The following is a 23,790-nucleotide window of genomic DNA, read 5'->3' as shown; positions in this document are numbered from 1 at the left end:
GTGCGACAGCGGCGGGTTCGGCACGATTCACCCGGCCCGCCTATGATCGCGTGAGATCCGAACACGGGGGTAAGGCCATGAACATCCGACCGCTGTTGCCGCTGGCGCTGCTGCTGGCCCTGGCCGGCTGCGCCAGTTCCTCGAAAGTGATGGTCGGCGCGGCGCGCCCGCCGATCGATCCGGCACTGGTGCAGATCTACTCCGCGCCGCCGCCGGGGGCGGTGGATATCGCCCAGCTCGAAGCCTCCAGCGCGGCCGGCTTCGGCACCCAGGGCCAGACCGACGCGGCGGTGGACCGGCTCAAGCGCGACGCGGCCAAGCTCGGCGCCAACGGCGTGGTACTGATGGGCGTGGGGTCGCAGCGCTCCGGCGGCGGCCTGTCGGTCGGCGCGGGCAGCTACGGCGGCCACGTCGGCGGCGGCCTGGGCATCGGCATCCCCACCACGCAGAAGCGTGCCGCCGGCATGGCGATCTGGGTGCCGCCGGGGGCGCAGGCGCCCGCGCAGGCGGCCCCCGGGGATCGTTGAGGGCACGGCAACGAGCGCAACGCGCAGCGGCAATGCCCGCTCCGGATCGCCATGCCTGTCATGAAGCGCTGCAACATTCCTGCGCTATGGTCCACCGTCGGCAGGCCGGCGATCCCGGCCTGCCGCGAAGCTGCTGCATTCCGCTCGCACGGGTAGGGAATCGGCGAGTTGGATCGTCTTCAAACAGCACAAGACCGCTGAGTCGTGTCCGTCCAGAAGGAGAGCCCATGAAGCGCTTGATATGGATTTTCGCTGCTTGTTTGCTGTCGTTTCACGCCACCGCCGCACCGGTCTACCAGAAGCTCGTGTGCCGCGACAATGATCCGTTCGTGTTCTGTACCCAAGGTTGCAAGGGTGTCGACAAGAACTGGAGCCCGGTCGATCCGATCAGCGGCACATGGCAAGCGGACCCTGGATACTGCTGGAAGGCGAGTCCGGTCCGCTGCTGCAAGCATGGCTGGCATTGCGGCGCATGGACGCCTACCGCGATCGCCGCGGTGAAGCAATACGAGGAAATCTGTCCGGCAGCCGCCAAACAAGGCAACTGGACGGATCCTAGCCGGCGCCCGGAAAGCGTGCCGTACGAGCACTGAGGGCCGTGCCGCTGCGCTTTCGCGCAGCGATGCGATGGCCGCCCTCACTTGCGCTGCGACGGTACGAAATCCTCGTCCACCGCCGCGGCCAGTTGGTCCGGGGGCAGCAGCCCCTGGTCCAGCAGGAAGTTGTTGAACTTCAGGCGGTCGAACCTGGCGCCCAGCGCCAGTTCGGTGCGCATGCGCAGTTCCAGGATGCGGCTGTAGCCGTAGAAGTAGCTGCCGGCCTGGCCGGGCGCGCGCACCATGTAGCGGTCCAGTTCCTGCCGGGCCATCGCCGGCGACAGGCCGACGTCGTTCTCCAGCACCAGCCGCGCCCGCTCGCGGTCGATCAGGCCGAGATTGAGCATCGGGTCGAGCATGGCACGCGCTGCGCGCAGCAGGCGGAACTGCAAGGCGATCAACTGTCCGTCCAGCGGCTCGTACGGCACCATCTCGGCCTCGGCGTACAGCGCCCAGCCTTCGACGTTGACCGAGTTGAACGCGAACAGGCTGCGCGCCAGCGACACGCCGCGCTCGACCATGGCGGTGAACTGCAGTTCGTGGCCGGGCCGGCCCTCGTGCGCGCTCAGCGTCCATGCCGCGGCGCCGAAGTTGAAGTCGTCGTAGTGCTCGCCCTTGCCGGCACTGTCCGGATTGCCCAGCGGCAGCACGAAGGTGCCCTGCTCGCCGGTGTTGCCGACCAGCGGCGCCGGGCGGAAATGCGGCGCCGGTTGCGCGGCGCTTTCCGCCGGCGAGCCCAGGCGCATCTGCATCGGCCGTTGCGGCACGTCGACGATGCGCTGCTGGCGGATGATCGGATCGATGCGGTCGATGACGCTGCGGTAGTGGGCTTCGAGCTTGTCGTCGGCAATGGTGTCGCGCTTGAGCGCGCGCAGCACCGTGCGGTAGTCGCGGGCATCGTCGCCGCGCAGGCCCTTGGCCGCGGCCACCAGCGGCGCCAGCTGCTGCATCGCCGCGCGGGTTTCCATGAATTCCAGCTGCGCGCGCTGCATCAGCAGCTGGGGAGCGATGTCGATACCGACCTGCTTGAGCTGGAACGCATACAGCTCGGGCGGCAGGCGCGCATCCTCGCGCGCCTGCGGCAGCACCACCGTGCGCGTCCACGTGGCGTAGTCCTGGAACTGCTTGTCCAGCGCCGCCAGCGCCGCATCCGCGCCGGTGATCTTGTACTCGGCGAACAGCGCGCGAATGCCCTTGGCGTAGGTATCGACGTTGCTCAAGGCCTGCTCGACCTCGCGCCTGGTCGGCTGCAGGAGATTGCCGTCGGCGCGCTTTTCTTCGTAGCGTTGCCGCGCCAGCAGCAGGATCGAGGTGCTGCCCGGCGCCAGGCCCACGTAACGCTGCAACCGCAGCAGCGCCTTGGCGCGGCGCGCCGCCGGCACCTGCTCGGACAACAGGTTGTTGATGCCGCCGAACACGTGCTGCGGCGCGTCGGTCCATGGCAGCAAGAAACGCTCGTTGAGCGTGCTGCCCTCGATGGACTGGTCGGCGGCCTGGATCAGGATCGCCAGATCCTGGCGCACGTTCGGATCGCGCTCCACCTGCAGTTTTTCCTGCAGCGTGCGGCGCGCGGCAGCGGTCGCCTCGCGGAAACGCCGCGCGTTGTCGGGCCCGAAATCGGAGACCTGGTCGTCGAATCCCGGCACGCCGAAGAAGCTCACTTCCTCGGCCTGGAACGGCGCCTGCGCCTGCAGCAGGATCTGCGCGAACGCATTGCTACGCTCCACCCAGGCCGGCGCGCGCGTGCCGGATGCGGCCGCCGGTGCGGCCGCCGCGTCCATCGCCGAAAACGGTAAGGGCGTCGCCAGTGCCAGGGTCAGGGCGATGGCGAGGACACGTGGCTTCATGGCACAGCTCCGACAGAATGATGTCAGGACCGTACGCGGCGCGTGCCGGCTCGGCCATCTGCCGGAGGTCATGGCCGCCGCCACGCCGCGGTGCAGCATGCGGGTGAAGACTACGCCGCCGCGGTCGCGCAGATGCTGTGCCGGCAGCAGAGGCGCGCGATTGCAGGACATGGCGGTGCGATCGCCCATCCCCATGGCGCCACCCACGCACCATGGGACGCGGTGAGCGGCAGAAGGTTCGCCACCTCGCTACTTCGTCGCGTCGGCCTCTGCCGGCGTGGCACTGTCGTCGACATCTGTGGCGGGCACCGGCGGCGCCTCGACCGCCATCCCGTCCGCCTCTTCGTCCTCGTCCTCGGCGTCCTGCCCGAGCGCATCGAGCAGCGGGATCGCTTCACCCGCATCCGGCAACACCTGCAAGGTGGTGTAGTGCCACTCGCCCGCATGGCGCTCGGCTTCGATGTACAGGGTGCCGTTGGCGCGGCTGCCGTGCAGCGACACGCTCAGCTCGGCATTGCCACTGCCGCCGCCGCTGCTGTTGAAGCTGCCGCTGGGCATGATGCCGTCCTTGATCGGCGCGCCCAGCGCAGCCGCCACGCGCGGGTCGTGTTGCGCGGCCATCACACCGACCCGGTACGGCTCGGACGACTTGGTGACGCGCGCGATGCCGAGCACGAACACCGCGATCGACGCCAGCAGCAGGGCGCCGAGCACCAGCACGATCAGCGGCACCGCCCACTTCCAATGCCGCGCCCACCAGCCGCGCTTGGCCGGTGGCAGCGCCGTGGCGGAGGTGGGACCGGGCGTGCCGGGCAGCGGTGGCGGACTCGACATGACGTCACTCCTTGTCGTGCGGAAGCGGGAAGGTGGAAGCGGAACGGCGCACTCAGGGCTTGAGGCAGCGCGCCAGGAAGGCTTCGGTGGTGCGATAGCGGTGCAGCGCGTTGCTGCCGGACAGGCCGTGCTTGGCGCCCGGATAGGTCATCAGCTCGAACAGCTTGCCGCGCTTCTGCAGTTCGCTCATCAGCGAGGTGGAATTGGTGAACAGCACGTTGTCGTCGGCCATGCCGTGCAGCAGCAGCAGTTGCGAGGTCAGCCCGTCCAGGTGCGCGGCCACGCGGCTGTCGCGGTAGCCATCGGGATTGGCCTTGGGCAGGTTCATGTAGCGCTCGGTGTAGTGGCTGTCGTACAGACCCCAGTCGGTCACCGGCGCGCCGGCGGCGCCGCAGGCATAGGCCTCGCTGTGCTTGGCCAGCAGCATCAGGGTCATGTAGCCGCCGTTGGACCAGCCGTACACGCCGATACGCGCCGCATCCACCCACGGCTGCGCCTTCAGCCAGGCCACGCCGCGCAACTGGTCGTCCACTTCCACGGTGCCCTGGTGCTGGTACAGCGCACCACCGAAATCGCGGCCGCGGCGCGGCGTGCCGCGGTTGTCCAGCGAGAACACCACATAGCCGTGCTGCGCCAGGTACTGGTCGAACAGCGCATCGCCGCGGCCGGGCCAGCCGTCGACCACGGTCTGCGCGGCCGGACCGCCGTACACATAGACCACCACCGGGTAGCGCTTGCCCGGGTCGAACCCGTCCGGCTTCATCAGCCGGTAGTGCAGCTGGGTCTTGCCGTCGGCAGCGGTCATGGTGCCGAACTCGACCGGACGCTGCGCGGCGCGGTAGGCGGCGTAGGGATGCTGCGGATCGGCCAGGTCGTTGACCAGCAGGGTGGCGATCTTTTCGCCGTTGGCGCGGAACAGTTCGATCTGCGGCGGCGTGGTGGTGTTGGACCAACTATCGACATACACGCTGGCGTTCTTGGCGAAGCTGGCGGCATGCGTGCCATTGGGCTTGGACAGCTGCGCGATGGCACCGCCGGCCAGCGGCACCGCGTAAATCTGCGTCTGCGTCGGCGACGCCTTGGTCGCGGAGAAATAGACCTTGCCGGCCGCCTCGTCCACCGCGAGCAGTTCGTCCACCACCCACTCGCCCTGGGTCAGCGGGCGCAGCGTGCGGCCGTCTTCCGAAGCCAGGTACAGGTGTTCGTAGCCGCTGCGCTCCGAACCCCAGACGAAACGTCCGTCCTTGAGGAAGTGCAGGTCGTAGGTGAGCGGCACCCAGGTCGGGCTGGTCTCGGTGATCAGCACACGCTGCTTGCCGGTGGCCAGGGTCGCCTCGATCAGCTCCAGGCGCTTCTGGTCGCGCGACTGGCGCTGGAAGGTCAGCCGTTGCGGATCGCGCCAGTCCACGCGCGCCAGGTAGATGTCCGGGTTCTTGCCCAGGTCGATCCACTGCGGTTGCGCGCCGGCGCGCGGCGCGATCGTGCCGAGTTGCACCTTCACGTTGGGCTGGCCGGCCTGCGGATAGCGCTGCTCCACCACCTCGGTGTGGTCTGCGTACACCTCAGGGCGCTTCTGCACCGGCACCTCGGTTTCGTCGATGCGCGCGAAGGCGATCGCCGAGTCGTCCGGCGCCCACCAGTAGCCGGTGTGGCGATCCATTTCCTCGTCGGCGACGAACTCGGCCACACCGTTGCCGATGGTCTCGCTGCCGTCGCGGGTGAGCTGGTGCTGCTGGCCGCTGGCCAGGTCGATCACCCACAGATTGCGCCCGCGCACGAAGCTGACGTAGCCGCCCTTGGGCGAGATCTTGGGATCGGTGACGAAACCTTCGCCGTGGGTGAGCTTGCGCACCGCGGCGCTGCCGGTCTTGCTCAGGTCGTACAGGTACAGCTCGCCGCCGAGCGGGAACAGCAGCGCATGCGCGTCCGGCGCCCACTGGTACTCGACGATGCCGGTGTAGGCGGCGATGCGCTGGCGCTCGCGGCGCGCCTTCTCCTCGTCGCTCAGGGTCTCGGTGCCGGGCAGCACCAGCTTGGAATCCACCAGCATGCGGGTCTGCCCGCTGGCGATGTCGTACTCCCACAGATCCAGCTGGTTGCGGTCGCTGTCCTTGCCGCGCAGGAAGGTCACCCGCGAGCCGTCCGGCGCCACCTTGGGCTTCATCAGGGTCGGCCCGGACAGCGGCTTGCTGCCGGTGATGGCCTCCAGGGTCAGTTTCTCGGCGTGGGCGGGAACGATGGGGGTGGCGAGCATGAGGGCGAGAGCGGCGAACAGAGAGCGCATGAAGGTTCCTGATGGAGCACCGAGCGCACGGATGATGCGCGTGCGCCCGGGATTTGAGAAGCGCGCCGGCTCAGCGCTGCCCGAACAGGTGCTTGCGCTCGGCGTCGCTGAGCGGCTTGCCCGCGTTCGGGTTCACCTGCTCCTTCAAGGCGTAGGCGCGCTGGGTGGCCGGGCGCGCGGCGATGGCCTCGTGCCAGCGCTTGAGGTGCGGGAAGGCGGCGTAATCGGGGATCAGGCCGTTGTACACCTCGATCCACGGGTAGCTGGCCATGTCGGCGATGCCGTAGTCGTCGCCGGCCAGGTAGGCGCTGTGCGCCAGACGCTTGTCCAGCACCCCGTGCAGGCGCCGCACCTCGTTGCCGTAGCGTTCGATCGCATAGCCGATCTTCTCCGGCGCGTAGACGTTGAAATGCCCCATCTGCCCGGTCATCGGGCCGAGCCCGGCCATCTGCCAGAACAGCCATTCCAGCGCGAGCACGCGCCCGCGCGGATCGGCCGGGAGGAAGCGGCCGGTCTTCTCGGCCAGATACAGCAGGATCGCGCCGGATTCGAACACGCTCTGCGGCGCGCCGCCGTCGGCCGGGGCATGGTCGACGATGGCCGGCATCTTGTTGTTCGGCGAGATCGCCAGGAAGTCGGGCGCGAACTGCTCGCCGGCGCCGATGTTGACCGGCTTGAGCGTGTAGGCCAGCCCGGCTTCCTCGAGGAACAGGGTGACCTTGTGGCCGTTGGGGGTGGGCCAGTAGTACAGATCGATCATGGCGGCGTTCCTGGACAGGGGATCCCGAGTGTAGCGGCGGCCCCCGGCTTGGCAGCGTCATTGCCGGCCGGGTACCCTGGCCGCTCCCGCAACGCAGCATTCCAGACCACGCCATGACTCCAGAGCGGCCCCGCCTGCATCCCCTGTCCAACCTGATCTTCGCCTCGCGCTGGCTGCAGTTGCCGCTGTACCTGGGACTGATCGTGGCCCAGGGCGTCTACGTGTTCCTGTTCGGCAAGGAGCTGTGGCACCTGATCCACGAGGCGCCGAGCCTGGGCGAGCAGCAGATCATGCTGATCGTGCTCGGCCTGATCGACGTGGTGATGATCTCCAACCTGCTGGTGATGGTGATCGTCGGCGGCTACGAGACCTTCGTGTCGCGGCTGGGCCTGGAGGGCCATCCGGACCAGCCGGAGTGGCTGAGCCACGTCAACGCCAGCGTGCTCAAGGTCAAGCTGGCGCTGTCGATCATCGGCATCTCCTCGATCCACCTGCTCAAGACCTTCATCGCGGTCGGCGCGCTCGGCGGCATGCCGATGTGCTCGCCGGAACAGCTGGCCAGCGCCGTGGGGACGGTGGACCTGAAGAGCTGCGCGACGCTGACCGCCACCGGCGTGCTGTGGCAGACCATCATCCATGGCATCTTCATCCTGTCGGCGATCGGCATCGCCTGGACCGACCGGATCATGTCCGCGTCCGCGCCGGCGCGGCCGGCGCATTGACCGGCGCGCGCCGCGTCACGCTTTTCGCCGCATGGCAGCGGCTGCCACGCACGCGGCGGCCGCGGATGCTAGATTGACCGATGGGGTGCGCTGGCGGCATGGGGGCCGCAGCACCGCGAACGCACCGCCGTCGCATCGTTGATTGCCAACACCGGGGATTCAGGGGGACGCATGTCGCAACTCACCACACTCGCCAAGGCGCGCCGGGTCGCGCCGATCCTGTTGCTGGCCGCGCTGGCGGCCTGCTCCAAGCAGGAAGAGGCCGCACCACCCAGCGCTGCACCGGCCACCGCCGCGGCCAACGCACCGGCACCGCCGGCGGTCTCGGCCAAGGTGCAGTCGATGGGCACCGAACAATTGCACGACTCGGCCAGCCAGGCGCTGCGCGAGAACCGCATGTATGCACCGGCCGGCAACAACGCGGTCGAGTACTACCTGGCGTTGCGCGACAAGCAGCCGGACGACGCCGGGGTCAAGAGCGCGCTGACCGACCTGATGCCGTACACGCTGATCGCCGCCGAACAGAGCATCAACCGCGAGGACTTCCCGGAAGCCCAGCGCCTGATCGGCCTGATCGAGAAGATGGATCCGCAGGCGCCGGCGCTGCCGCGGCTCAAGCAGGGCGTGAGCAAGGGCATGGAGGCCGTGGCCCAGCGCAGCCAGGACGAGACCGACAAGGCCAAGAAGGACGCCGAGCAGAAGGCCAAGCTGGCGGCCGAGCAGCAGAAGCAGGCGCAACAGCAGGCCAGCGAGGCGCAGGCGGCGCAGCAGATCGCCGCACAGCAGGAGGCCGCGCGCCGCGAGAGCGCACGCCAGGAGGCCGAACGCCAGGCCGCCGCGCGCCCCGCCACGCCCGCCGCCACCACGCAACCGACGCCGGCACCGGGGGCGGCCCCCGCGGCCGCGCCGGCCACTGCCGCTACCGCACAAACGCTGCGCCCGATCAGCACCCCGGCGCCGCGCTATCCGCCCGAAGCACTGCGCTCGGGTACCGCAGGCGAAGTGCTGGTGGAGATCACCGTCGGCACCGACGGCGCGGTCACCAATGCGCGCGTGCTGCGCTCCACGCCGCCGCGGGTGTTCGACCGCGAGGCGTTGAACGCCACCAAGCGCTGGCGCTTCGAACCGGTCGGCGCGCCGGTGACCACCCGCCGCACGCTGGCGTTCAATCCCGGCGGCTGAGCCCATCAATGACACCTGCGTGCCCCGCAGTGGCCGGGCGCGCAGCGAACGCTCAGGCGCAACACCGCGCCGACCGCAACACGTCGACCAGCGCGATCAGGACGTCGGTGTCATGCCAGCACTGCGCGCGGAGACGCCGAAGCGCCCCTTGCGCCAAGCCATCCAGGTCGCGATCGCCCCCACCACCGTGCACACCAGCAAGCCCGGCAGCGAGGCCTCCGGGCCGAACGCGCCACCGCTCAACCATTCCGGCACCCCGGCCTGCGCCGTGCTGCGCGCGATCGCCGGCCCCATGTCGGTCCCCGATACCGCCGCGCCGAACAGATAGCCCTGGGTGAAGTTCCAGGCCGCATGCACGCCGATGGAGACCCAGAGCCGGCCGCTGAGCACGTAGAACGCGCCCAGCATGACGCCCGCCTCCACCGCGATGCACAACGCGGCGAACACGCTCGCGTTCGGATTGCCGAGGTGGGCCAGGCCGAACAGCAGCGCCGACAGTGCGAACGCCAACCATGGCCCGAACGCGCGCCACAGCAGCCGCAACAGGATCGCGCGCAACATCAGCTCTTCCACCACGCCGGCCTGCAACGCCTTTCCGAGCGGCGCCCACACCGGCGCCGCCCCGGTCCAGCGGATCGTGTAGACGCCGAACGCCGCCATGATCGCCATCACCGCCGCGAACATGGCCGCCCCCAACAGCAGCCCCACGCCCAACTGCAAGGGCGCGGCGCGCCAGGCGAGTTCCGCCGGCCAGCGCCGCTCGCCCAGGCGCACCGCGATTGCGTAGAACACGGCGGCCGTCAACGCCGTCGCATACGGCGCGAACCGATCCGCGCCCGGCGGAAGCAGCCTGGCGCACAGCAGCGGTACTGCCGTCGCCACGACGATCATCAGCGCCAGCAGCGCGATCGCCCAGAGCAGCGCCCGCAGCCAGCGCACCCTTCCCGGCTGCAGGATGCGCGCCTCGCCCAGCACCAGCAGGCGCCCGGCGCCGGCCGCCATCATTGCTGGGGCATCGTGTGGATCTAGAGACATGCAAAGGCTCGCTGCGGAGGAAGCATCGGCAGGACGGACAACGCCGCTGCGCGCAGCGAGTGTGCATCACGATCGCGTTTCCTGCGCGGCTCCGCGACGACGGGCGTGCAGCGCGCGGACCCGGCCCGCGCGCTGCCTCCTGCTCAGCTGGAGATCGCCAACTGCTCCTGCCGGTAGCGGCGCACCGCCGCCAGCCACAGCACCGCGGCCAGGCCGAAACCGGTGAGCAGGTACACCGCCCAGATCTGCGGATCGATCGTCTCGCGGCGGATGATCTTCATCAGCATCTGGTTCTGCGCCAGGAACGGCACCGCGAACTGCCACAGCGTGGTCTTCAGCGGATACACCATCAACGCATAGCCCGGCAGCATCGGCAGCAGCATCAGCCAGGTCATGTGGCTCTGCGCTTCCTTCATGCTCTTGGCCGCGGCCGCCAGATAGGTCAGCAGCGAGGTGCCGATGAACAGCATCGGCAGCAGCACGAACAGCATCTGTAACATCGCCACGAAGCTGACGTTGAGCTGGCGGCCGATACCGCTGGCCACCTGCGCGCTGAGCTTGAACGCGAGCAGGGTCAGCAGCAGCGACACCAGGCCGACCACGCAGGCCGCGGCGATCTTGCCGCTGACGATGGCGCTGCGCGAGGCCGGCGTGGCCAGCAGCGGCTCCAGCGATTGCCGCTCGCGTTCGCCGGCGGTGGCGTCGAGGATCAGGTACGCACCGCCGATGAACGAGGTGATGGTCAGCAGCACCGGCAGCAGCATCGCCAGCAACGCGCCACGCTTGGCCTCGGGCGTAGCCAGGTCCTGCAGTGCCACGTCCAGCGGCCGCGACACCTGCGAGTCGATGCCGCGCGCCAGCAGGCGCAAGGCGCCGACCTGCTGACCGTACATGCTCAACGCGGCCTGCACCCGCTGGGTCGGGATGTCGGCGTCGCGGCGGGTGCTGTCCTTGATGATCTCCACCAACGCCGGGCGTCCTTCGTGCCAGGCGTTGGCGTAGTCCTCGTCGATCTTCAGCGCCAGGTCCACGTCCTGGCTGCGGATCGCCCCGGTCAGGTCCTTCGGCGGCGCGACCGCGTTCAAGCCCTGCGCGGCGAGGAAGGCGACCAGGTTCGGCGCGCGTTCGCGGCCGATCACCGGAATGTCCAGCGGCTTGTCGATCTGGGTGCGCACGCGGCTCTCGGCCAGCGCGCCCATGCCCAGGATCAGCGCCGGATACAGCAGCGGCCCGAGCAGCAAGGCCAGCGCCAGGGTGCGGCGATCGCGCGAGAGGTCGCGCAATTCCTTGCGCATCACGGTGAATACGGTACGGAGCAGGCTCATGCGTGCAGTCCCTCGTCGCTGCCGATCGCCTTGACGAAGGCGTCTTCCAGATTGGGTTCGCCGGTCAGGGCGCGCAGTTCATCGGCGGTACCGGCGGCCACCACCGTGCCCTTGGCGATGATGACGATGCGATCGCACAGCGCCGCCACCTCCTGCATGATGTGGCTGGAGAAGATCACGCAACGCCCTTCCTCGCGCAGCTCGCGCAGGAAGCCGCGCAATGCGCGCGTGGTCATCACGTCCAGGCCGTTGGTGGGTTCGTCCAGGATCACGTTGCGCGGATCGTGGACCAGCGCGCGGGCGATCGCGGTCTTGGTGCGCTGGCCCTGGCTGAAACCTTCGGTCTGGCGGTCGAGGATGTCGTCCATGTCCAGCGCCTTCGACAGCAACCGGGTGCGCTCGGCGATGCGTGCCGCCGACAGCCCGTGCAGCTCGCCGAAGTAGGCGATGTTCTCGCGCGCGGTCAACCGCTTGTACACGCCACGCGCATCCGGCAGCACGCCCAGCGCGCGCCGCACCGCCATCGGATCCTGGCCCACGTCCACGCCGTCCACGCGCACCTGGCCCTGGTCCGGCGCCATCAGCGTGTACAGCATGCGCAAGGTGGTGGTCTTGCCGGCGCCATTGGGACCGAGCAGGCCGGTGATCTGGCCGTCGGCGGCCTGGAAGCTGACCCCTTGCACCGCCTGCACGGCGCCGGCGCGGGTCTTGAATGCCTTGTGCAGATTGTCGGCGACGATCATGCGTGCCCCTCCCTGTCGAACGCTGCGCAGCTCATGGTTCCCATCCGTTGAATGAAGTGAAGGCCGGCACGCCGCTCATCGCGTCCAGGCAGGTGGCATCGAGGTGCTTGGCATCGGCGGTCTCGAAGAACTGGCCGAGCAGCTTGGGCATGCAGCCCAGGGTCATGGTGCCGTGGCCCTGGCCACGCACCACCAGGTGACGGCCGTTGGGCAGGCCCTTCAGCACGCGCTCGGCGTAGCGCGGCGGCGTCACCGGATCCAGCTGGCCGGAGGTCAGCAGCACCGGCAAGGTCGAGGTGAACGGCGCGGTGAAGTCGGCCGGCCGGGTGCCGGTGGGCCACACCGGGCAGGGCGCGAAGAACATCTGCGCCACTTCCGGACCGAGCAGCGTGTCGTGCGTCTGCGGGGCGCGATAGCGGTCGGCGTCCTCGGCGCAGATCACCGACCACTGCATGCCGCGATTCATCTGCCCGTCCAGTTGCCCGCCCATCATCTTTGCCAGCGACATCAGCGGCCCGTAGCGGCCGTTGGCCGCTTCGTCCAGCACCAGCGGCAGCAGCGACGCGGTCTGCGGCGCATAGGAGAACGAGAACGCCAGGCTGGTGACGGTGTCGGCGGTGACCCGGTCGTGGCGGCTCTGGCCGCTGGCCGGATCGCGGTAGTCCACCTCCACCGGCGCCTGCCGCAGCCGCTCCACCACCGCGCGCAACTGCGTGCGGGTATCGGTGGGAAAGCGCTTGGCGCAAGCCGGATCGGCCTTGCACTGCTCGGCCTGCAGGGCGATCGCATCCTCGAAGGTGGTGGCGAACTCGCCACCGACCACCAGGTCGTTCGGCGCCACGCCATCAATGACCACGCTGCGCACGTGCGGCGCGTAGCGGCGCGCGTACTGCTGGGCGACGCGGGTGCCGTAGGAGCCGCCGATCAGATTGATCTTGTCCACGCCCAGCGCGGCGCGCACCGCATCCAGATCGCCGATCGCCTGGGTGGTGGTGTAGTAGCGCGGATCGGCGCGGCCCTGCAGCGACTGCGCGCAGCGCCGCGCGTAGTCGACCAGTTCGTTCGCGGTGGGCGCCCGCGCCGGATCGGCCAGCGGCATCTCCTTGCCGTCCGGTCCCAGGCAGCTCAGCGGATTGGACTGGCCGGTGCCGCGCTGGTCGATCAGGAACACGTCGCGGCGCTTGCGGGTCTCGCGCAGCGCCATGTCGACGATGCTGGCGACCTGGGTAGCGGCCTGGCCGGGACCGCCGGCGAGGAAGAACACCGGATCCGGGTCGCTGCCGCCCTCGCCGGTGATCGGCAGCCAGGCGATGTTGAGTTCGATCTTGCGGCCGTTCGGCGCCGCCGGATTCTCCGCCACCGCCATCCGCGTGCACTGCGCCGGCACGTTGTTGGAGGCCACCGGATTGGTCAGCGTGCACGGGTGGAAGCGCAGCGCGCCGTAGCTGCGTTCGGACGTCTGCGGCGTCGGTGCCTGGGCCGCCTGGCAGGCGGCGAGCAACAGGGTGGCCGCCGCGATGGCGAACGGCCGGGAGGGGTGTCGCATGGTTCGCATCCTTGAGTTCATGGCTTGCAGAATGCCATGCCGGAACATGGCGTCGTCGGTGCCCGGTGGGGCATGGAACGGAGTGCGCGCTTACTCGGCCTCATCGAACAGGAACACCTGCTCGATGCTGTGCGCGAACAGCCGCGCGATACGGAACGCCAGCGGCAGGCTCGGATCGTACTTGCCGGTCTCCAGCGCATTGATGGTCTGTCGCGACACGCCCAGCCGCTCGCCCAGTTCGCCCTGCGACCAGCCGTGCGCCTCGCGCAGTTCGCGGATGCGGCTGTTCATTGGTAGCGGCGCGCGTTCGCGACCTTGACCACCCCATAGGTCATGCACAGCGCAGGAAACACCCACAGCATCGCGCTCGAGGCCGGCACCGCGATGACCTGCGCCGCCTGCAGGAAGCCGGCGGCCATGTAGACGCCACAGGTCAGGCCGGCGGCGATGGCGATGGATTCCAGCTCGATGCGCCGCTGCAGTTCGTCGGAGTCGCGCACGAAACGCGCCACCGCGCGGATCACCAGCGCCAACGTCAATGCCGGCAACAGCGCGACCACCACGCGCAGCCAGTGCGCGTCGACACTGTCGAGCAGGCGCTTCCAGAACAGCATCACCACCACGTAGGCGCCCATCGGCGGAAAGAACTCGCGGTAGTAGCGCCGTGCCAACGCCCGCGGCGCGCTGTCGGCCAGGCTGCCCCGCGACCACCACAGCAGCAGCGCCATGAACAGGCCGCCGATGCCGACGCCCATGCATACCCCACGCAGATAGTCGCTGCCGCCGAGCGGCAGCCAGGCCCCCGCCGCCAGCAGCGCCAGACTCACGCACAGCACCACGATCGCGTTGCGCCTGCAGTTGCCCATCATCTGTCCCCGATACTCAGCCGATCCCCGATCCGGCACCCTCGCGGCTGCCGCGTATGCCGTGCCGACCTTTCTCCTGTCAAGCACGCTTGACAGGAGAATGCGCGCGCCAAGGTCGGCTGTCAAGCGTCCTTTACAGACAGAACGAAATCACCGGCAAGCCAGCGCAACGAGCCCCTCTCCCACCGGGAGAGGGGTTGGGGTGAGGGGACGGGCGCGAAGCGCGCTCGACGCTTCGGAAACACGCAGCTTCGCCCTGGATGGACCTGCAGGTGAAGCGGTCGCGGCTGAAGCCGCGCCTACGCGGGATGTCCGGCGCCGACAGCGGCCGTTACTTGCTGCTGACGTACTTCTCGCGGCGGATGTGCTGCACCGGCAGGCCAGCCTCCTTCAGCGCATCGAAGCAGGCGTCGACCATATTCGGATTGCCGCACAGGTAGGCGATGTCGCCTTCGGCCTGCGGCGCGAACTCTCCCAGGAACTGCTGCACGTAGCCATGCCGCACGTCCGCATGCGGCGCCTCCGGCAGCTCGCGCGAGAAACACGGCACGAAGCGGAAACCGGGATGCGCATCGGCGAAGGCGCGGAATTCGTCGCCGTACAGCAGTTCGGCCGGGGTGCGCGCGCCCAGCAGCAGCACCACTTCCACGCCGCGCTCGGCCATCGCCGCTTCCAGCAGCGGCAGCATCGAGCGGTACGGCGTGACGCCGGTGCCGGTGGCGATCAGCAGATAGCGACGGTTGCTGTCGCCCGGCTGCAGGCAGAAACGTCCGTACGGGCCGCTGGCGCAGACCTGCCCGCCGATCTCCAGGCCTTCGAACAGCGCGGTGGCCGCGCCGCCGGCGACGAAGCTGACCGCGATCTCCACGGTGGCATCGGCCGGTTGTGCCGGATCGTGACGCGTGGCCAGCGAGTAGCTGCGCTTGGTCGCGGTGCCATCGGCATAGTGGAAGTGCACCTGCACGAACTGGCCGGGCACGAACGGCAGGGATTGGCCGTCATCGCGGACGAAGCGGTAGTGGCCGACGGCCGGGGCCAGCATGTGGCGGTCGACCAGTTTCAGCGGGAATTGGGCAGGCACGGAGATGCAACAGTCTGTGGCCGGGGGCGACCCCACGAGGTCTTCTATAATAACGGCTGCACTTCTCCTGCGCCGTCGATGCGGCGCGAAGGCCCGCCTTGACTCCCGCACCTGCCCTTTCTCCCCAGACGCCGGCGCCCGCCCTGCGCGTGCGCGACCTGCGCAAGACCTACGACAACGGCGTGCAGGCCCTGCACGGCGTGTCGCTGGACGTCCTGCCCGGCGACTTCTTCGCCCTGCTCGGCCCCAATGGCGCCGGCAAGTCGACTTTGATCGGCATCATCAGCTCGCTGGTCAACCTCAGCGCCGGCCAGGTCGAGGTGTTCGGCACCGACCTGAGCAGCCAGCGCAGCGCGGCGATGCGCCTGATCGGCCTGGTGCCGCAGGAAATCAACTTCAACCTGTTCGAGCAGCCCTTCGACATCCTGGTCAACTACGCCGGCTTCTACGGCATGCCGCGCGCCGAGGCCGAGCGCCTGGCCGAAGTGGAACTCAAGCGCGCGCACCTGTGGGAAAAGGCCCAGGTGATGAGCCGCACCCTGTCCGGCGGCATGAAGCGGCGGCTGATGATCGCCCGCGCGATGATGACCCGGCCGCGCCTGCTGATCCTGGACGAACCCACCGCCGGCGTGGACATCGAGATCCGCCGCGACATGTGGCGCGTGCTGCGCGAGATCAACGCCGCCGGCACCACCATCATCCTCACCACGCACTATCTGGAGGAAGCCGAGAGCCTGTGCCGCAACCTGGCGATCATCGACCGCGGCCGCATCGTCGAGCAGGGCCCGATGCGCGCTCTGCTGGCCAAGCTGGACGTGGAAGGCTTCCTGCTGGACATCGACGGTGAGTTGCCGGCGCAGTTGCCGGCGATCGAGGGCACCACCCTGCTCGCCCAGGACGCGCACACCCTGGACCTGGACATGCCGCGGGCGATGGACCTCAACCGCGTGTTCGCCGCACTGGGCGACGCCGGCATCCGCGTGCGCTCCATGCGCACCAAGAGCAATCGCCTGGAGGAACTGTTCGTGCGCCTCACCGGCGAGCACCGCGACGCTGCAACGGCCACCGCCGGCGCGACGCCGTCCGCCACTCCCTGATGCCCCCACGGCGACGACCATGACCACCCAGACCGATTCCACCCTTCCCGTTTCCGACGCCACGCCCGCCCAGCGCAACTGGGTCGCGCTGGGCACCATCGTGCGCCGCGAGGTCAAGCGCATCCTGCGCATCTGGGGCCAGACCCTGGTGCCGCCGGCGATCACCATGACCCTGTACTTCCTGATCTTCGGCGGGCTCATCGGCTCGCGCGTGGGCGACATGGGCGGCTACAGCTACATGCAGTTCATCGTTCCCGGCCTGGTGATGATGAGCGTGATCCAGAACAGCTACGGCAACATCAGCTCCAGCTTCTTCGGCGCCAAGTTCGGCCGCCACGTCGAAGAACTGCTGGTCAGCCCCATGCCCAACTGGGTGATCCTGTGGGGCTACGTCGCCGGAGCGGTGCTGCGCGGACTGATGGTCGGCGTGATCGTGCTGATCATCGCCATGTTCTTCACCCCGGTGCGCATCCCGCACCCGCTGGTGACCCTGACCACGGTGCTGCTGGGCGCGACCATCTTCTCCCTGGCCGGCTTCATCAACGCGGTCTACGCGAAGAAGTTCGACGACGTGGCGATCGTGCCGACCTTCATCCTCACCCCGCTGACCTACCTGGGCGGCGTGTTCTACTCGGTCAAGCTGCTGCCCGGCTGGGCCGAGGCCGCCACCCACGCCAACCCGATCTTCTACATGGTCAACGCCTTCCGCTACGGCCTGCTCGGCAGCAGCGACGTGCCGGTGTGGGTGGCCTACAGCCTGATGCTGGGCTTCGTCGCGGTGCTGGCGGCGCTGGCGCTGTGGCTGCTGCGGCGCGGGGTGGGGTTGCGGAGCTGATCCTGTTCGCTCCTTGAACGCATGCCCCTCGCTCGCACCGGGCGGGGTTGGGCGTTACGCATGGCATTGCTATCCTCCGCGCCACAGGGGTTTCACCGGCCCGCTCGCCGCGGGCCGCACGAGGAGCAAGGAATGAACCGATACACGGCAGTCATCGCAGCAGCAGTACTGGCATGTGCCAGCGGCGGGGTTCACGCTCAGGACGATGGAATCGTCAATTTCGGCAAGATCGTCGGCGGCAACGCAGAAAACGGCAAGGCCTGCGGCGCCAGCCAGGCCCAGATCGACAGCTACAAGGCCAAGCAGAAGCAGTTGATGCAGGGCATGTATGCCCAGGTCAAGAATTTCGGCAGCGACTTCGACAACGGCTACAAGCAAGGCCAACAGACGATGCAGAAGGCCCACGCCGCAGGCACTTATAAGCCTGACGCAGCGATCTGCAAGCAGTTGCTGAGCGATATGCGCTAAACCTAAGCGCTTCCCCCTCCGCACTCAAGATTTCCGATGGCCGCGATGACCCCCACGCCGCGCCGCGCTCAGCGTTTGCCTGCTCCTGATCACCGCCGCTGCCAGCTGCAAACGGTCTGAGCCGCAGCAGGCAACCGACGCTCCCGCTCCGCCGGCGAACGCCACAACGCCCACCTCATCCGCACCAGCCGTTGCCGCCGATCGCCTGCGCGCAGTCGGATTCGGCCAGGAACAGCCAATCGCGCCGAATACCATCAAGGAAAGCAAGGCGCGTAACCGGCGGGTAGAACTGGTCAATCTCTGAACGTGCTGGCGTACACGTGCCCGCTTTTTCGCTGCGCTCGACGCGCCGTGCTGCACTAAGACGATACGCGCAGGTCGACTGTGGCAGCACACCGCGCTGCCACGATGCAGGGGGTGCCATTTGCCCGAATCGACGCCTGCGACAATGAGGCTGCGCTCCGTACGCGGCCCATTCCCAGGCAAAAACACGGCAGCGGAGAAAAATTCGACTTCAACCACAAAAATTTTCCAGCCGGCCGACAAACAGCACTTTGCCGCACTTCATATCCGGACCTACGTATCGCCAGCCCCATGCCTGATATTTGACAAGATATGTGATGCAAACTCCATTGCGCGTCAATTTATTAACGCAACCTTTCTTGTAACGGCAATATCTTGACGTTCCATTGGCGCCGTCCGCATCCATTCTCGTTCGATGCATCTGCGGGCCAGAGATCAGCTTCATCTCTGTGAATGACTTCACTTAAATAATCCACTCGCCACACGTTGCCGCGCGGGACGTAGGTGTGCTGCCGGTGATTGGGCGAAAAGAACCAAGGAGAGGATTCAGATGAAGAACCATCGTCGCCACATCAAGTTTGGCCGCAAGCAGCTGGGCCAAGGCATGACCGAATACATCATCATCACCGCCCTGATCGCGATTGCTGCGATCTCCGCCGTCACCTTCTTCGGCGGCACTGTCCGCAGCCAGGTCGCCGGCATCTCGAAGGAACTGGCGGGCCAAACCGCCACGCAATCCATCAACTACGCCAAGAACCAGGCCAAGGAAGCGCAGAAGGAAGCCGAAAAGACCAAGGGCATGGACGCGTACAACAACAAGTAATGCGCTTGTTGCCCTGATGTCCCAGGTACCTGGGCAGTCATGCTGCCCAGGCCCTTCTCCCATTTTCCGACATGCCGGTGACGCCGCTGCAGGAAGTGCATTCGGCAAAGGAATTGCAGATGCGAGCCGCGATCGCGATTGCCAAGTCACGTGTGCCGCCCCGCCTGGACGGGAAGCGCAGCATGGCAGGCCAAGCCATGGTACTGGGGCTGGTTCTGATCCTCGTACTGTGCGTCGGCGCCATCGTGCTGTTCGACAGCGGCCAGTCCGTCAACAAGAAAGTGGAACTCACCAACGCCGCGGACGCCGCTGCGTACAGCGTCGCGGTGCAGCAGGCGCGTGCACTCAACTTCGCTGCCTATATGAATCGCGCGCGGGTCGCCAATGAAGTCGCGATCGCGCAGACGATCAGTCTGTACTCATGGATGAACCAGCTGCAGATGACCACCATCACAATGCGCATCACGATGGATGTGTTGTCAGCGATTCCTTATGTCGGCCCTATCTTCAGAGCGATCGGCACCGCTTTCAAAGCGGCGGAAAACATATTGAAAGGCGTTCGAAAAGCATTTCAACCAGCCGCACAGGTCATTGTTACCACACTCGACGAACTCAATGGCATCTTCGCCACGGCTGCAACCTCGGTGATCGAAGGCGTATCGAGTGTCGATGGCATGTTGATCGCAAGAGATGTGGTCCAGCGAAACTCACCCAGTGCCAGATTGGGTGCAGTGGGAACAGGCGTACTGGGTGAACAGCTGCTCACCGCCGAAAGCAAGTTTCTGGACTTCAACAGGATTCCGCGTTCTGCCGGTACCGGCAGCGCCGCGCAACGCAGTGGTGCCGATCGCTTCCGCAATGTCGTGATGCAATCGCGCGATGGCTTCAGCAAGGACCGCGGCGATCGGGTCGGCCTTGGGCTGATCAACTTCGAGAGCACCGGCGGCACCGACATGGTCGACTACAACCGCTGGGCGGCACTGGACACCATGTCGCTGGACATCAACCTTCCCTGGCCTCTGCCCGACATCGATCTGCCATTGGGCTGGGGCGGCGCTCAAGCAGTCGACCGCTACCGTAACCAGCGTTTTCTCAATGGCTTCGGCAATGGGCAGGGTTGGTATTCCGACTGGGACAAGCGCCGCTACCGCCCCTATGGCGACAGCCTGCGCAGGAATGGCTTTGTCGCCCGCCTGGTCGAACGCGACGCAAACGTCAGAGCTGCCAGCGGACAACACAAGAATGCGTTCTTCACCAGCTACAACGGCCTACGCGACTACCACGATGTAAAGAAGAACATGGCCATGCGTCCGTATTCCAGCAATGGCAATCAGATCTTCGACGAAAACGCCGGCCCGGTTTTCACCGTCTATGCCGTGACCGACATGCGCAATGCGCGCACCAGCGAAACCGTCGGCATCGGCAATGCGGCCGGATCACGCATGGCCATGCAGAGCAAGGCGCAGAAGGGTGAGTTGGGTGCGCTGTCCTCGGCGCAGGTCTATTTCAATCGGCCACCCAACTACGCGCTGTTCCGCCGTGGCGACAACAAGGTCGAATCGGGCAACTTATTCAGTCCGTATTGGCAAGCACGCCTGGTCGATACGCCGACAGCGATCAAAGCCGTGGTCGCAGGAGCCGGTGGACTATGAGGCCTGTACTCCTCCGTAGCCGGGACGGTCTGTGTGCGGCCCTGTTTCTGTCACTGTGCAGTTGTAGCGCCACCGCCGTGGATGCGGGCGGTGCCGAGGACACGCGCAGCTCCATGCCACCGATCCACGTTCGCCAAACCGTGGAAATGACCCGCAACGGCGTCAACGAAGCGCGAGAGAACTACCTGGCGACGCTGCGCGACTGCCAGGCGGGCGGACTGCAGAGCCGTGCCTTGTCAGACAAGGATGTCGCCTTGCTCGGCACGACCCGCTACGAACTCTGGTTCGATCGCGAGACCGAGGTCGTCCGCGAGACCAGTTGGAACGTCGCCAACGATGGCGCTGGCGGCACCTGTCTGTTCCGGCTTGAGAGCACTGGCACACAGGAAACCACCACTGCCAGCCGCTACCAGCAGGTAGATCTGGCAACGGGCGAAAAAACCGACGAAGCGGCGCCGCAGGACGCGCTGACCCGCACGCCGGTGGAAAAGAGTGCGCCTGCCGCGCTTTCCGATTTCCGGGGCCCAGCCCAACGCAGTGTCGCCGGTCAGCCCTGCAACGAGTGGGTCAAGCCGAACGGGCTGCGTCAATGTGTCTGGTCGGCCGGAACAAAATGGGGATTCACCTCCGAGCCGGCCAACGACCATCGCCCCAACCGTGGCTTCATTGTCCTGGAACAGACACCCGGCGCCGATGCGGACTACAAGGTCACCACCCAGGTGATCAGCGTCGGCAAGGCGTTCGACTCCGCCGCGCTGGAAGCACCGCGCGCACCGGCGAAGATCAACTAGGAGGACCGCAAGCATGCGCCAGCGTCGACAACCGCAACTGCGCGGACGCCAGGACGGCCAGAGCCTTACCGAGGCGGCGGTGCTGTGCGCCGTCCTGGTCCCGCTGTTCCTGTTGATCCCCATCATGGGGAAGTACATTCATTTGCGTCAGGCTACCCAGCAGGCAGCGCGTGCCGCCGCCTGGGAGGCGACCGTGGCGAAGGACTACACCCTGCCGTCCGCCACGCGCATGCGCGACCTGACTGTTGACCGGCATTTCGGCAAGGCAGATGCGCCGATCATCAGCCGCGCCAGCACCGGCAGTGCGCGCGACCGCGTGGACAATCCCCTGCTGAATACCTTCTCGAACCAACCGCTGCTGGAACGCGGCGATATCCGCGTCAACGCTTACAAGAACGAACGGTCCTCCGGCATCCTGGATCGCCTCGGCAATCTGATCAGCAAGATTCCCGGCAACTTCCCACCCAATGACAAAGGCTTGGTGACGTCCAACCTGAGCGTCAGCGTGCAGGACCTCAAGCTTGCCAACGGCGGGTCAGCGTCGTTCCTGGAACCGTTCGACCAACTCGGGCTGCGTATGCAAGGCAGCAACAGTTTGCTGGCCGACCCATGGAATGCAGCCGGACCAGGCACCGCGAAGAACCCGGCCAAGCGCTCCGTCGTCGGCCAGGTGCGCACGCTGGTGCCAAGTTCCTACCTGAGCGACTCGGCAAAGATGTTCGATGCGCTCAAGATCATCCCGATCGTAGGCACCATCAGTCGATTCGAGCCGGGCTACATCGCCCCGGATGTGGTTCCGGTGGACAAGCTGGAACCCTATGCGCGCCCGCGCTGACGCCATGCTCCGTTTGGCTCTGGCATTGCTGGTCCTGCTGGTGTCTGCGGTTGCATGCGCCGCGGAATGGCCCGACGTGCCCGAGCCCGACGACGCCAAGAGCGAGTGGGTGTCCAAGCACATGGTCTACAACGGTCTGCACATGCGCTCGGCTCGCTACACCAGCCAGCAATCACCGCAGCAGTTGATTGCGTTCTATTCAAAGCAATGGCCTGGCCAGATCACTGTCAACGACGTCGGGAGCAAAACCATCGTCGGCCACGCTCAGGGCGAGCATTTCATCACCATCGAGATCAATGGAGCCGGTACCGGCAGCGAAGCGCAGGTCGGCATCGTGCGCCTGCTCAAGGAGAAACCCCGTACTGCGCCGGGCGCCGACTTCATGAAGCCATCCGGCACTTCGGTCATCAACGACATCCAGTACCTGGACAACCCCGGACGCACGCTGGCGATGGAAACCGCCCTATCGCCGTATCAGAGCGAAGCGTTCTATCGCAATCGTCTACCGGCCGAAGGCTGGACGGCGCAATCCTCGGCTACCGCTTGCTCGATGATTTCCAACAGTTGCGTCAGCAGCTACAGCAAGGGCAAGCAGCAGATGACCCTAACCTTCAACCGCCGCGAGAAGGGTACCTCGATCGTGGTCAATCAGCTCCAGCAATGAGGACGAACGCCGTGAGATCCGCCTTTCCGCCCTCCGCCCGGCTACAACGCGGCGCGGCCCTGATCGAGTACAGCATCGTCACCATGCTGGCGGTCATCGTGCTCGTGGCGCAGCCCAACATCATCCTGGAACTGATCGATTCGCTGCGCAAGGCGTACGCCAGCTTCACCTACGCGCTGTCGTTGGGGTGGCTATGAAGGCCCCCGCATTCAAGCCGAACCGCAACCTGCTCTTCATCGTGGTCGCCCTGGGTCTCGGCGCCTTGGCGGCCTTCGTTGCGGTGCGCTACGTCCAGAGCACAGTGGCAGCGCGCACCAAAGATGTTGGCCAGACCGTCGCGGTGGCCGTGCCCAAATCCGATATGGCCCCTGGCACGGTAGTCACCACATCCGACCTGGCCGTCCGCGAAGTGCCGGCGGACCTGCAGCCCGCCGATGCGGTGACGCCGGAGAACGTGGACCAATTCAGCGGGCGCATGTTGCGCGCGCCCGTCCGCCAGGGCGCTCCGTTGGGCGCCAGCGCGCTGGTGCCGCTGTACGACCAGTTCTCGCGCGTGATTAGGCCGGGGAATGTCGGCTATACACTGCCCGTCGACGAGACCAACTCGATCTCCGGCATGATCGCGCCGGGCGACCATGTCGACATCCTGCTGACCGTGGAACAGGAAAACACCGGCTCCCGGGTCATTCCGCTGCTGGAGAACATCAACGTGCTCGCCACCGGCAACCGCGTCGGGGACACGCCTGCGCAGGAAGACCAGCAAGGCTTCTCCAACATCACCCTTGAACTGAGCCCGCAACAGGCAGAGCGCCTGACTGTGGCGGCAAAGGCCGGCGCAATGCGGGTGATGCTGCGTCAGGTCGAGGACCGAAACTCATTCGGCCTCAACGGCATGACCCAGAAAGAGTTGCTCGGCACCGCCAAGCCCGGCGGTAGCAGTGGCGTGGAATTCATCATCGGAGGCAAAGGCTGAC

25 protein-coding genes are annotated in these 23,790 nt (G+C 67.0%); 14 read left to right on the top strand and 11 right to left on the bottom strand.

Translation table 11 applies throughout. The features are described 5' to 3' along the window. The first annotated feature begins 77 nt into the window (after nt 1–77). Both RAB70_RS05040 and RAB70_RS05035 read left to right on the top strand, forming a co-directional pair. Entirely contained in the window at nt 78–527 is a 450-nt protein-coding gene (locus RAB70_RS05040) for a hypothetical protein (RefSeq protein WP_148827524.1), read from the top strand. Nucleotides 528–754: 227 nt separating this feature from the next. Beyond that, a complete protein-coding gene (locus RAB70_RS05035; RefSeq protein WP_148827525.1) occupies nt 755–1,120 on the top strand; it encodes a hypothetical protein in 366 nt (121 codons plus the stop codon). A gap of 44 nt (nt 1,121–1,164) precedes the next feature. Here RAB70_RS05035 and RAB70_RS05030 read toward each other — a convergent pair whose 3' ends face one another. The 4 genes from RAB70_RS05030 to RAB70_RS05015 form a co-directional block, all read right to left on the bottom strand. Beyond that, nucleotides 1,165–2,970 carry a DUF885 domain-containing protein gene (locus RAB70_RS05030; RefSeq protein WP_148827526.1) on the bottom strand — a complete coding sequence of 602 codons (1,806 nt, stop codon included), beginning with the start codon at nt 2,968–2,970 and terminating at the stop codon, nt 1,165–1,167. Between the two features lie 249 nt (nt 2,971–3,219). Then, nucleotides 3,220–3,804, bottom strand: a complete 585-nt coding sequence (locus RAB70_RS05025) for a cytochrome c oxidase assembly factor Coa1 family protein (RefSeq protein WP_148827527.1) — start codon at nt 3,802–3,804, stop codon at nt 3,220–3,222. Nucleotides 3,805–3,856: 52 nt separating this feature from the next. Beyond that, nucleotides 3,857–6,088, bottom strand: a complete 2,232-nt coding sequence (locus RAB70_RS05020; RefSeq protein ID WP_148827528.1) for a S9 family peptidase — start codon at nt 6,086–6,088, stop codon at nt 3,857–3,859. Between the two features lie 70 nt (nt 6,089–6,158). Further along, on the bottom strand, nt 6,159–6,848 hold the full coding sequence (locus RAB70_RS05015) for a glutathione binding-like protein (protein WP_148827529.1): 690 nt from the start codon (nt 6,846–6,848) through the stop codon (nt 6,159–6,161). A 113-nt stretch (nt 6,849–6,961) separates the two neighbouring features. Here RAB70_RS05015 and RAB70_RS05010 point away from each other — a divergent pair, with 113 nt between their 5' ends. Together RAB70_RS05010 and RAB70_RS05005 are read left to right on the top strand one after the other, a co-directional pair. After that, nucleotides 6,962–7,570, top strand: coding sequence for a TIGR00645 family protein (locus RAB70_RS05010; RefSeq protein ID WP_017908501.1), 609 nt, complete (start codon nt 6,962–6,964; stop codon nt 7,568–7,570). 171 nt (nt 7,571–7,741) lie between these two features. Next, the gene (locus RAB70_RS05005) at nt 7,742–8,752 is read left to right on the top strand and encodes an energy transducer TonB (RefSeq protein ID WP_148827530.1); all 1,011 of its coding nucleotides are present in this window, start codon (nt 7,742–7,744) and stop codon (nt 8,750–8,752) included. 96 nt (nt 8,753–8,848) lie between these two features. Here RAB70_RS05005 and RAB70_RS05000 read toward each other — a convergent pair whose 3' ends face one another. The 7 genes from RAB70_RS05000 to RAB70_RS04970 form a co-directional block, all read right to left on the bottom strand. Then, nucleotides 8,849–9,757: a CPBP family intramembrane glutamic endopeptidase gene (locus tag RAB70_RS05000; RefSeq protein WP_148827531.1), complete on the bottom strand. Its 909-nt coding sequence runs from the start codon at nt 9,755–9,757 to the stop codon at nt 8,849–8,851. A 173-nt stretch (nt 9,758–9,930) separates the two neighbouring features. Then, on the bottom strand, nt 9,931–11,112 hold the full coding sequence (locus RAB70_RS04995; protein WP_017908431.1) for an ABC transporter permease: 1,182 nt from the start codon (nt 11,110–11,112) through the stop codon (nt 9,931–9,933). After that, nucleotides 11,109–11,855, bottom strand: a complete 747-nt coding sequence (locus tag RAB70_RS04990; protein ID WP_017908432.1) for an ATP-binding cassette domain-containing protein — start codon at nt 11,853–11,855, stop codon at nt 11,109–11,111. Before RAB70_RS04990 ends, RAB70_RS04995 begins: the two co-directional genes overlap by 4 nt. A gap of 31 nt (nt 11,856–11,886) precedes the next feature. After that, complete coding sequence (locus RAB70_RS04985) at nt 11,887–13,401, bottom strand: alpha/beta hydrolase (protein WP_148827532.1); 1,515 nt, start codon at nt 13,399–13,401, stop codon at nt 11,887–11,889. A gap of 90 nt (nt 13,402–13,491) precedes the next feature. Continuing rightward, nucleotides 13,492–13,692: a helix-turn-helix transcriptional regulator gene (locus RAB70_RS04980; protein WP_010340539.1), complete on the bottom strand. Its 201-nt coding sequence runs from the start codon at nt 13,690–13,692 to the stop codon at nt 13,492–13,494. Beyond that, entirely contained in the window at nt 13,689–14,267 is a 579-nt protein-coding gene (locus RAB70_RS04975; RefSeq protein ID WP_026144274.1) for a hypothetical protein, read from the bottom strand. Before RAB70_RS04975 ends, RAB70_RS04980 begins: the two co-directional genes overlap by 4 nt. Nucleotides 14,268–14,598: 331 nt before the next feature. Beyond that, on the bottom strand, nt 14,599–15,309 hold the full coding sequence (locus tag RAB70_RS04970; protein ID WP_230979377.1) for an FAD-binding oxidoreductase: 711 nt from the start codon (nt 15,307–15,309) through the stop codon (nt 14,599–14,601). A 137-nt stretch (nt 15,310–15,446) separates the two neighbouring features. On the opposite strand from RAB70_RS04970, the gene RAB70_RS04965 reads away from it, so the two are divergent. The 10 genes from RAB70_RS04965 (at nt 15,447) to cpaB (ending at nt 23,789) form a co-directional block, all read left to right on the top strand. Further along, entirely contained in the window at nt 15,447–16,445 is a 999-nt protein-coding gene (locus RAB70_RS04965) for an ABC transporter ATP-binding protein (protein ID WP_148827534.1), read from the top strand. Nucleotides 16,446–16,464: 19 nt separating this feature from the next. Beyond that, nucleotides 16,465–17,280, top strand: a complete 816-nt coding sequence (locus RAB70_RS04960) for an ABC transporter permease (protein WP_017907701.1) — start codon at nt 16,465–16,467, stop codon at nt 17,278–17,280. A 132-nt stretch (nt 17,281–17,412) separates the two neighbouring features. Continuing rightward, nucleotides 17,413–17,748, top strand: coding sequence for a hypothetical protein (locus RAB70_RS04955; RefSeq protein ID WP_043094202.1), 336 nt, complete (start codon nt 17,413–17,415; stop codon nt 17,746–17,748). An 853-nt stretch (nt 17,749–18,601) separates the two neighbouring features. Beyond that, nucleotides 18,602–18,874: a pilus assembly protein gene (locus tag RAB70_RS04950; RefSeq protein WP_148830019.1), complete on the top strand. Its 273-nt coding sequence runs from the start codon at nt 18,602–18,604 to the stop codon at nt 18,872–18,874. Between the two features lie 71 nt (nt 18,875–18,945). After that, nucleotides 18,946–20,526: a pilus assembly protein TadG-related protein gene (locus RAB70_RS04945; protein ID WP_225851729.1), complete on the top strand. Its 1,581-nt coding sequence runs from the start codon at nt 18,946–18,948 to the stop codon at nt 20,524–20,526. 113 nt (nt 20,527–20,639) lie between these two features. Beyond that, a complete protein-coding gene (locus RAB70_RS04940; protein ID WP_148830020.1) occupies nt 20,640–21,317 on the top strand; it encodes a hypothetical protein in 678 nt (225 codons plus the stop codon). A 13-nt stretch (nt 21,318–21,330) separates the two neighbouring features. Then, entirely contained in the window at nt 21,331–22,152 is an 822-nt protein-coding gene (locus RAB70_RS04935) for a TadE/TadG family type IV pilus assembly protein (RefSeq protein ID WP_148830021.1), read from the top strand. Further along, complete coding sequence (locus RAB70_RS04930; protein WP_225851730.1) at nt 22,136–22,816, top strand: hypothetical protein; 681 nt, start codon at nt 22,136–22,138, stop codon at nt 22,814–22,816. Before RAB70_RS04935 ends, RAB70_RS04930 begins: the two co-directional genes overlap by 17 nt. 11 nt (nt 22,817–22,827) lie before the next feature. After that, nucleotides 22,828–23,013, top strand: a complete 186-nt coding sequence (locus tag RAB70_RS04925) for a hypothetical protein (RefSeq protein WP_148830022.1) — start codon at nt 22,828–22,830, stop codon at nt 23,011–23,013. Further along, a complete protein-coding gene (gene cpaB / locus RAB70_RS04920) occupies nt 23,010–23,789 on the top strand; it encodes a Flp pilus assembly protein CpaB (protein WP_148830023.1) in 780 nt (259 codons plus the stop codon). The genes RAB70_RS04925 and cpaB overlap by 4 nt, the downstream gene beginning before the upstream one ends. The last annotated feature ends 1 nt before the right edge of the window (nt 23,790 follow it).

The sequence above is a fragment of the Xanthomonas sontii genome (assembly GCF_040529055.1).
GTDB lineage: Bacteria > Pseudomonadota > Gammaproteobacteria > Xanthomonadales > Xanthomonadaceae > Xanthomonas_A > Xanthomonas_A sontii.
The sequence above is the reverse complement of the archived record's forward strand: the minus strand, read 5'-3'. Positions and strand labels throughout refer to the sequence as shown.

Coding starts and splice junctions, on each gene's coding strand:
- RAB70_RS05040 (WP_148827524.1), top strand. CDS start 78: ATGAACATCCGACCGCTGTTGCCGCTGGCGCTGCTGCTGGCCCTGGCC.
- RAB70_RS05035 (WP_148827525.1), top strand. CDS start 755: ATGAAGCGCTTGATATGGATTTTCGCTGCTTGTTTGCTGTCGTTTCAC.
- RAB70_RS05030 (WP_148827526.1), bottom strand. CDS start 2,970: ATGAAGCCACGTGTCCTCGCCATCGCCCTGACCCTGGCACTGGCGACG.
- RAB70_RS05025 (WP_148827527.1), bottom strand. CDS start 3,804: ATGTCGAGTCCGCCACCGCTGCCCGGCACGCCCGGTCCCACCTCCGCC.
- RAB70_RS05020 (WP_148827528.1), bottom strand. CDS start 6,088: ATGCGCTCTCTGTTCGCCGCTCTCGCCCTCATGCTCGCCACCCCCATC.
- RAB70_RS05015 (WP_148827529.1), bottom strand. CDS start 6,848: ATGATCGATCTGTACTACTGGCCCACCCCCAACGGCCACAAGGTCACC.
- RAB70_RS05010 (WP_017908501.1), top strand. CDS start 6,962: ATGACTCCAGAGCGGCCCCGCCTGCATCCCCTGTCCAACCTGATCTTC.
- RAB70_RS05005 (WP_148827530.1), top strand. CDS start 7,742: ATGTCGCAACTCACCACACTCGCCAAGGCGCGCCGGGTCGCGCCGATC.
- RAB70_RS05000 (WP_148827531.1), bottom strand. CDS start 9,757: ATGATGGCGGCCGGCGCCGGGCGCCTGCTGGTGCTGGGCGAGGCGCGC.
- RAB70_RS04995 (WP_017908431.1), bottom strand. CDS start 11,112: ATGAGCCTGCTCCGTACCGTATTCACCGTGATGCGCAAGGAATTGCGC.
- RAB70_RS04990 (WP_017908432.1), bottom strand. CDS start 11,855: ATGATCGTCGCCGACAATCTGCACAAGGCATTCAAGACCCGCGCCGGC.
- RAB70_RS04985 (WP_148827532.1), bottom strand. CDS start 13,401: ATGCGACACCCCTCCCGGCCGTTCGCCATCGCGGCGGCCACCCTGTTG.
- RAB70_RS04980 (WP_010340539.1), bottom strand. CDS start 13,692: ATGAACAGCCGCATCCGCGAACTGCGCGAGGCGCACGGCTGGTCGCAG.
- RAB70_RS04975 (WP_026144274.1), bottom strand. CDS start 14,267: ATGGGCAACTGCAGGCGCAACGCGATCGTGGTGCTGTGCGTGAGTCTG.
- RAB70_RS04970 (WP_230979377.1), bottom strand. CDS start 15,309: ATGCTGGCCCCGGCCGTCGGCCACTACCGCTTCGTCCGCGATGACGGC.
- RAB70_RS04960 (WP_017907701.1), top strand. CDS start 16,465: ATGACCACCCAGACCGATTCCACCCTTCCCGTTTCCGACGCCACGCCC.
- RAB70_RS04955 (WP_043094202.1), top strand. CDS start 17,413: ATGAACCGATACACGGCAGTCATCGCAGCAGCAGTACTGGCATGTGCC.
- RAB70_RS04950 (WP_148830019.1), top strand. CDS start 18,602: ATGAAGAACCATCGTCGCCACATCAAGTTTGGCCGCAAGCAGCTGGGC.
- RAB70_RS04945 (WP_225851729.1), top strand. CDS start 18,946: ATGCCGGTGACGCCGCTGCAGGAAGTGCATTCGGCAAAGGAATTGCAG.
- RAB70_RS04940 (WP_148830020.1), top strand. CDS start 20,640: ATGCCACCGATCCACGTTCGCCAAACCGTGGAAATGACCCGCAACGGC.
- RAB70_RS04935 (WP_148830021.1), top strand. CDS start 21,331: ATGCGCCAGCGTCGACAACCGCAACTGCGCGGACGCCAGGACGGCCAG.
- RAB70_RS04930 (WP_225851730.1), top strand. CDS start 22,136: ATGCGCGCCCGCGCTGACGCCATGCTCCGTTTGGCTCTGGCATTGCTG.
- cpaB (WP_148830023.1), top strand. CDS start 23,010: ATGAAGGCCCCCGCATTCAAGCCGAACCGCAACCTGCTCTTCATCGTG.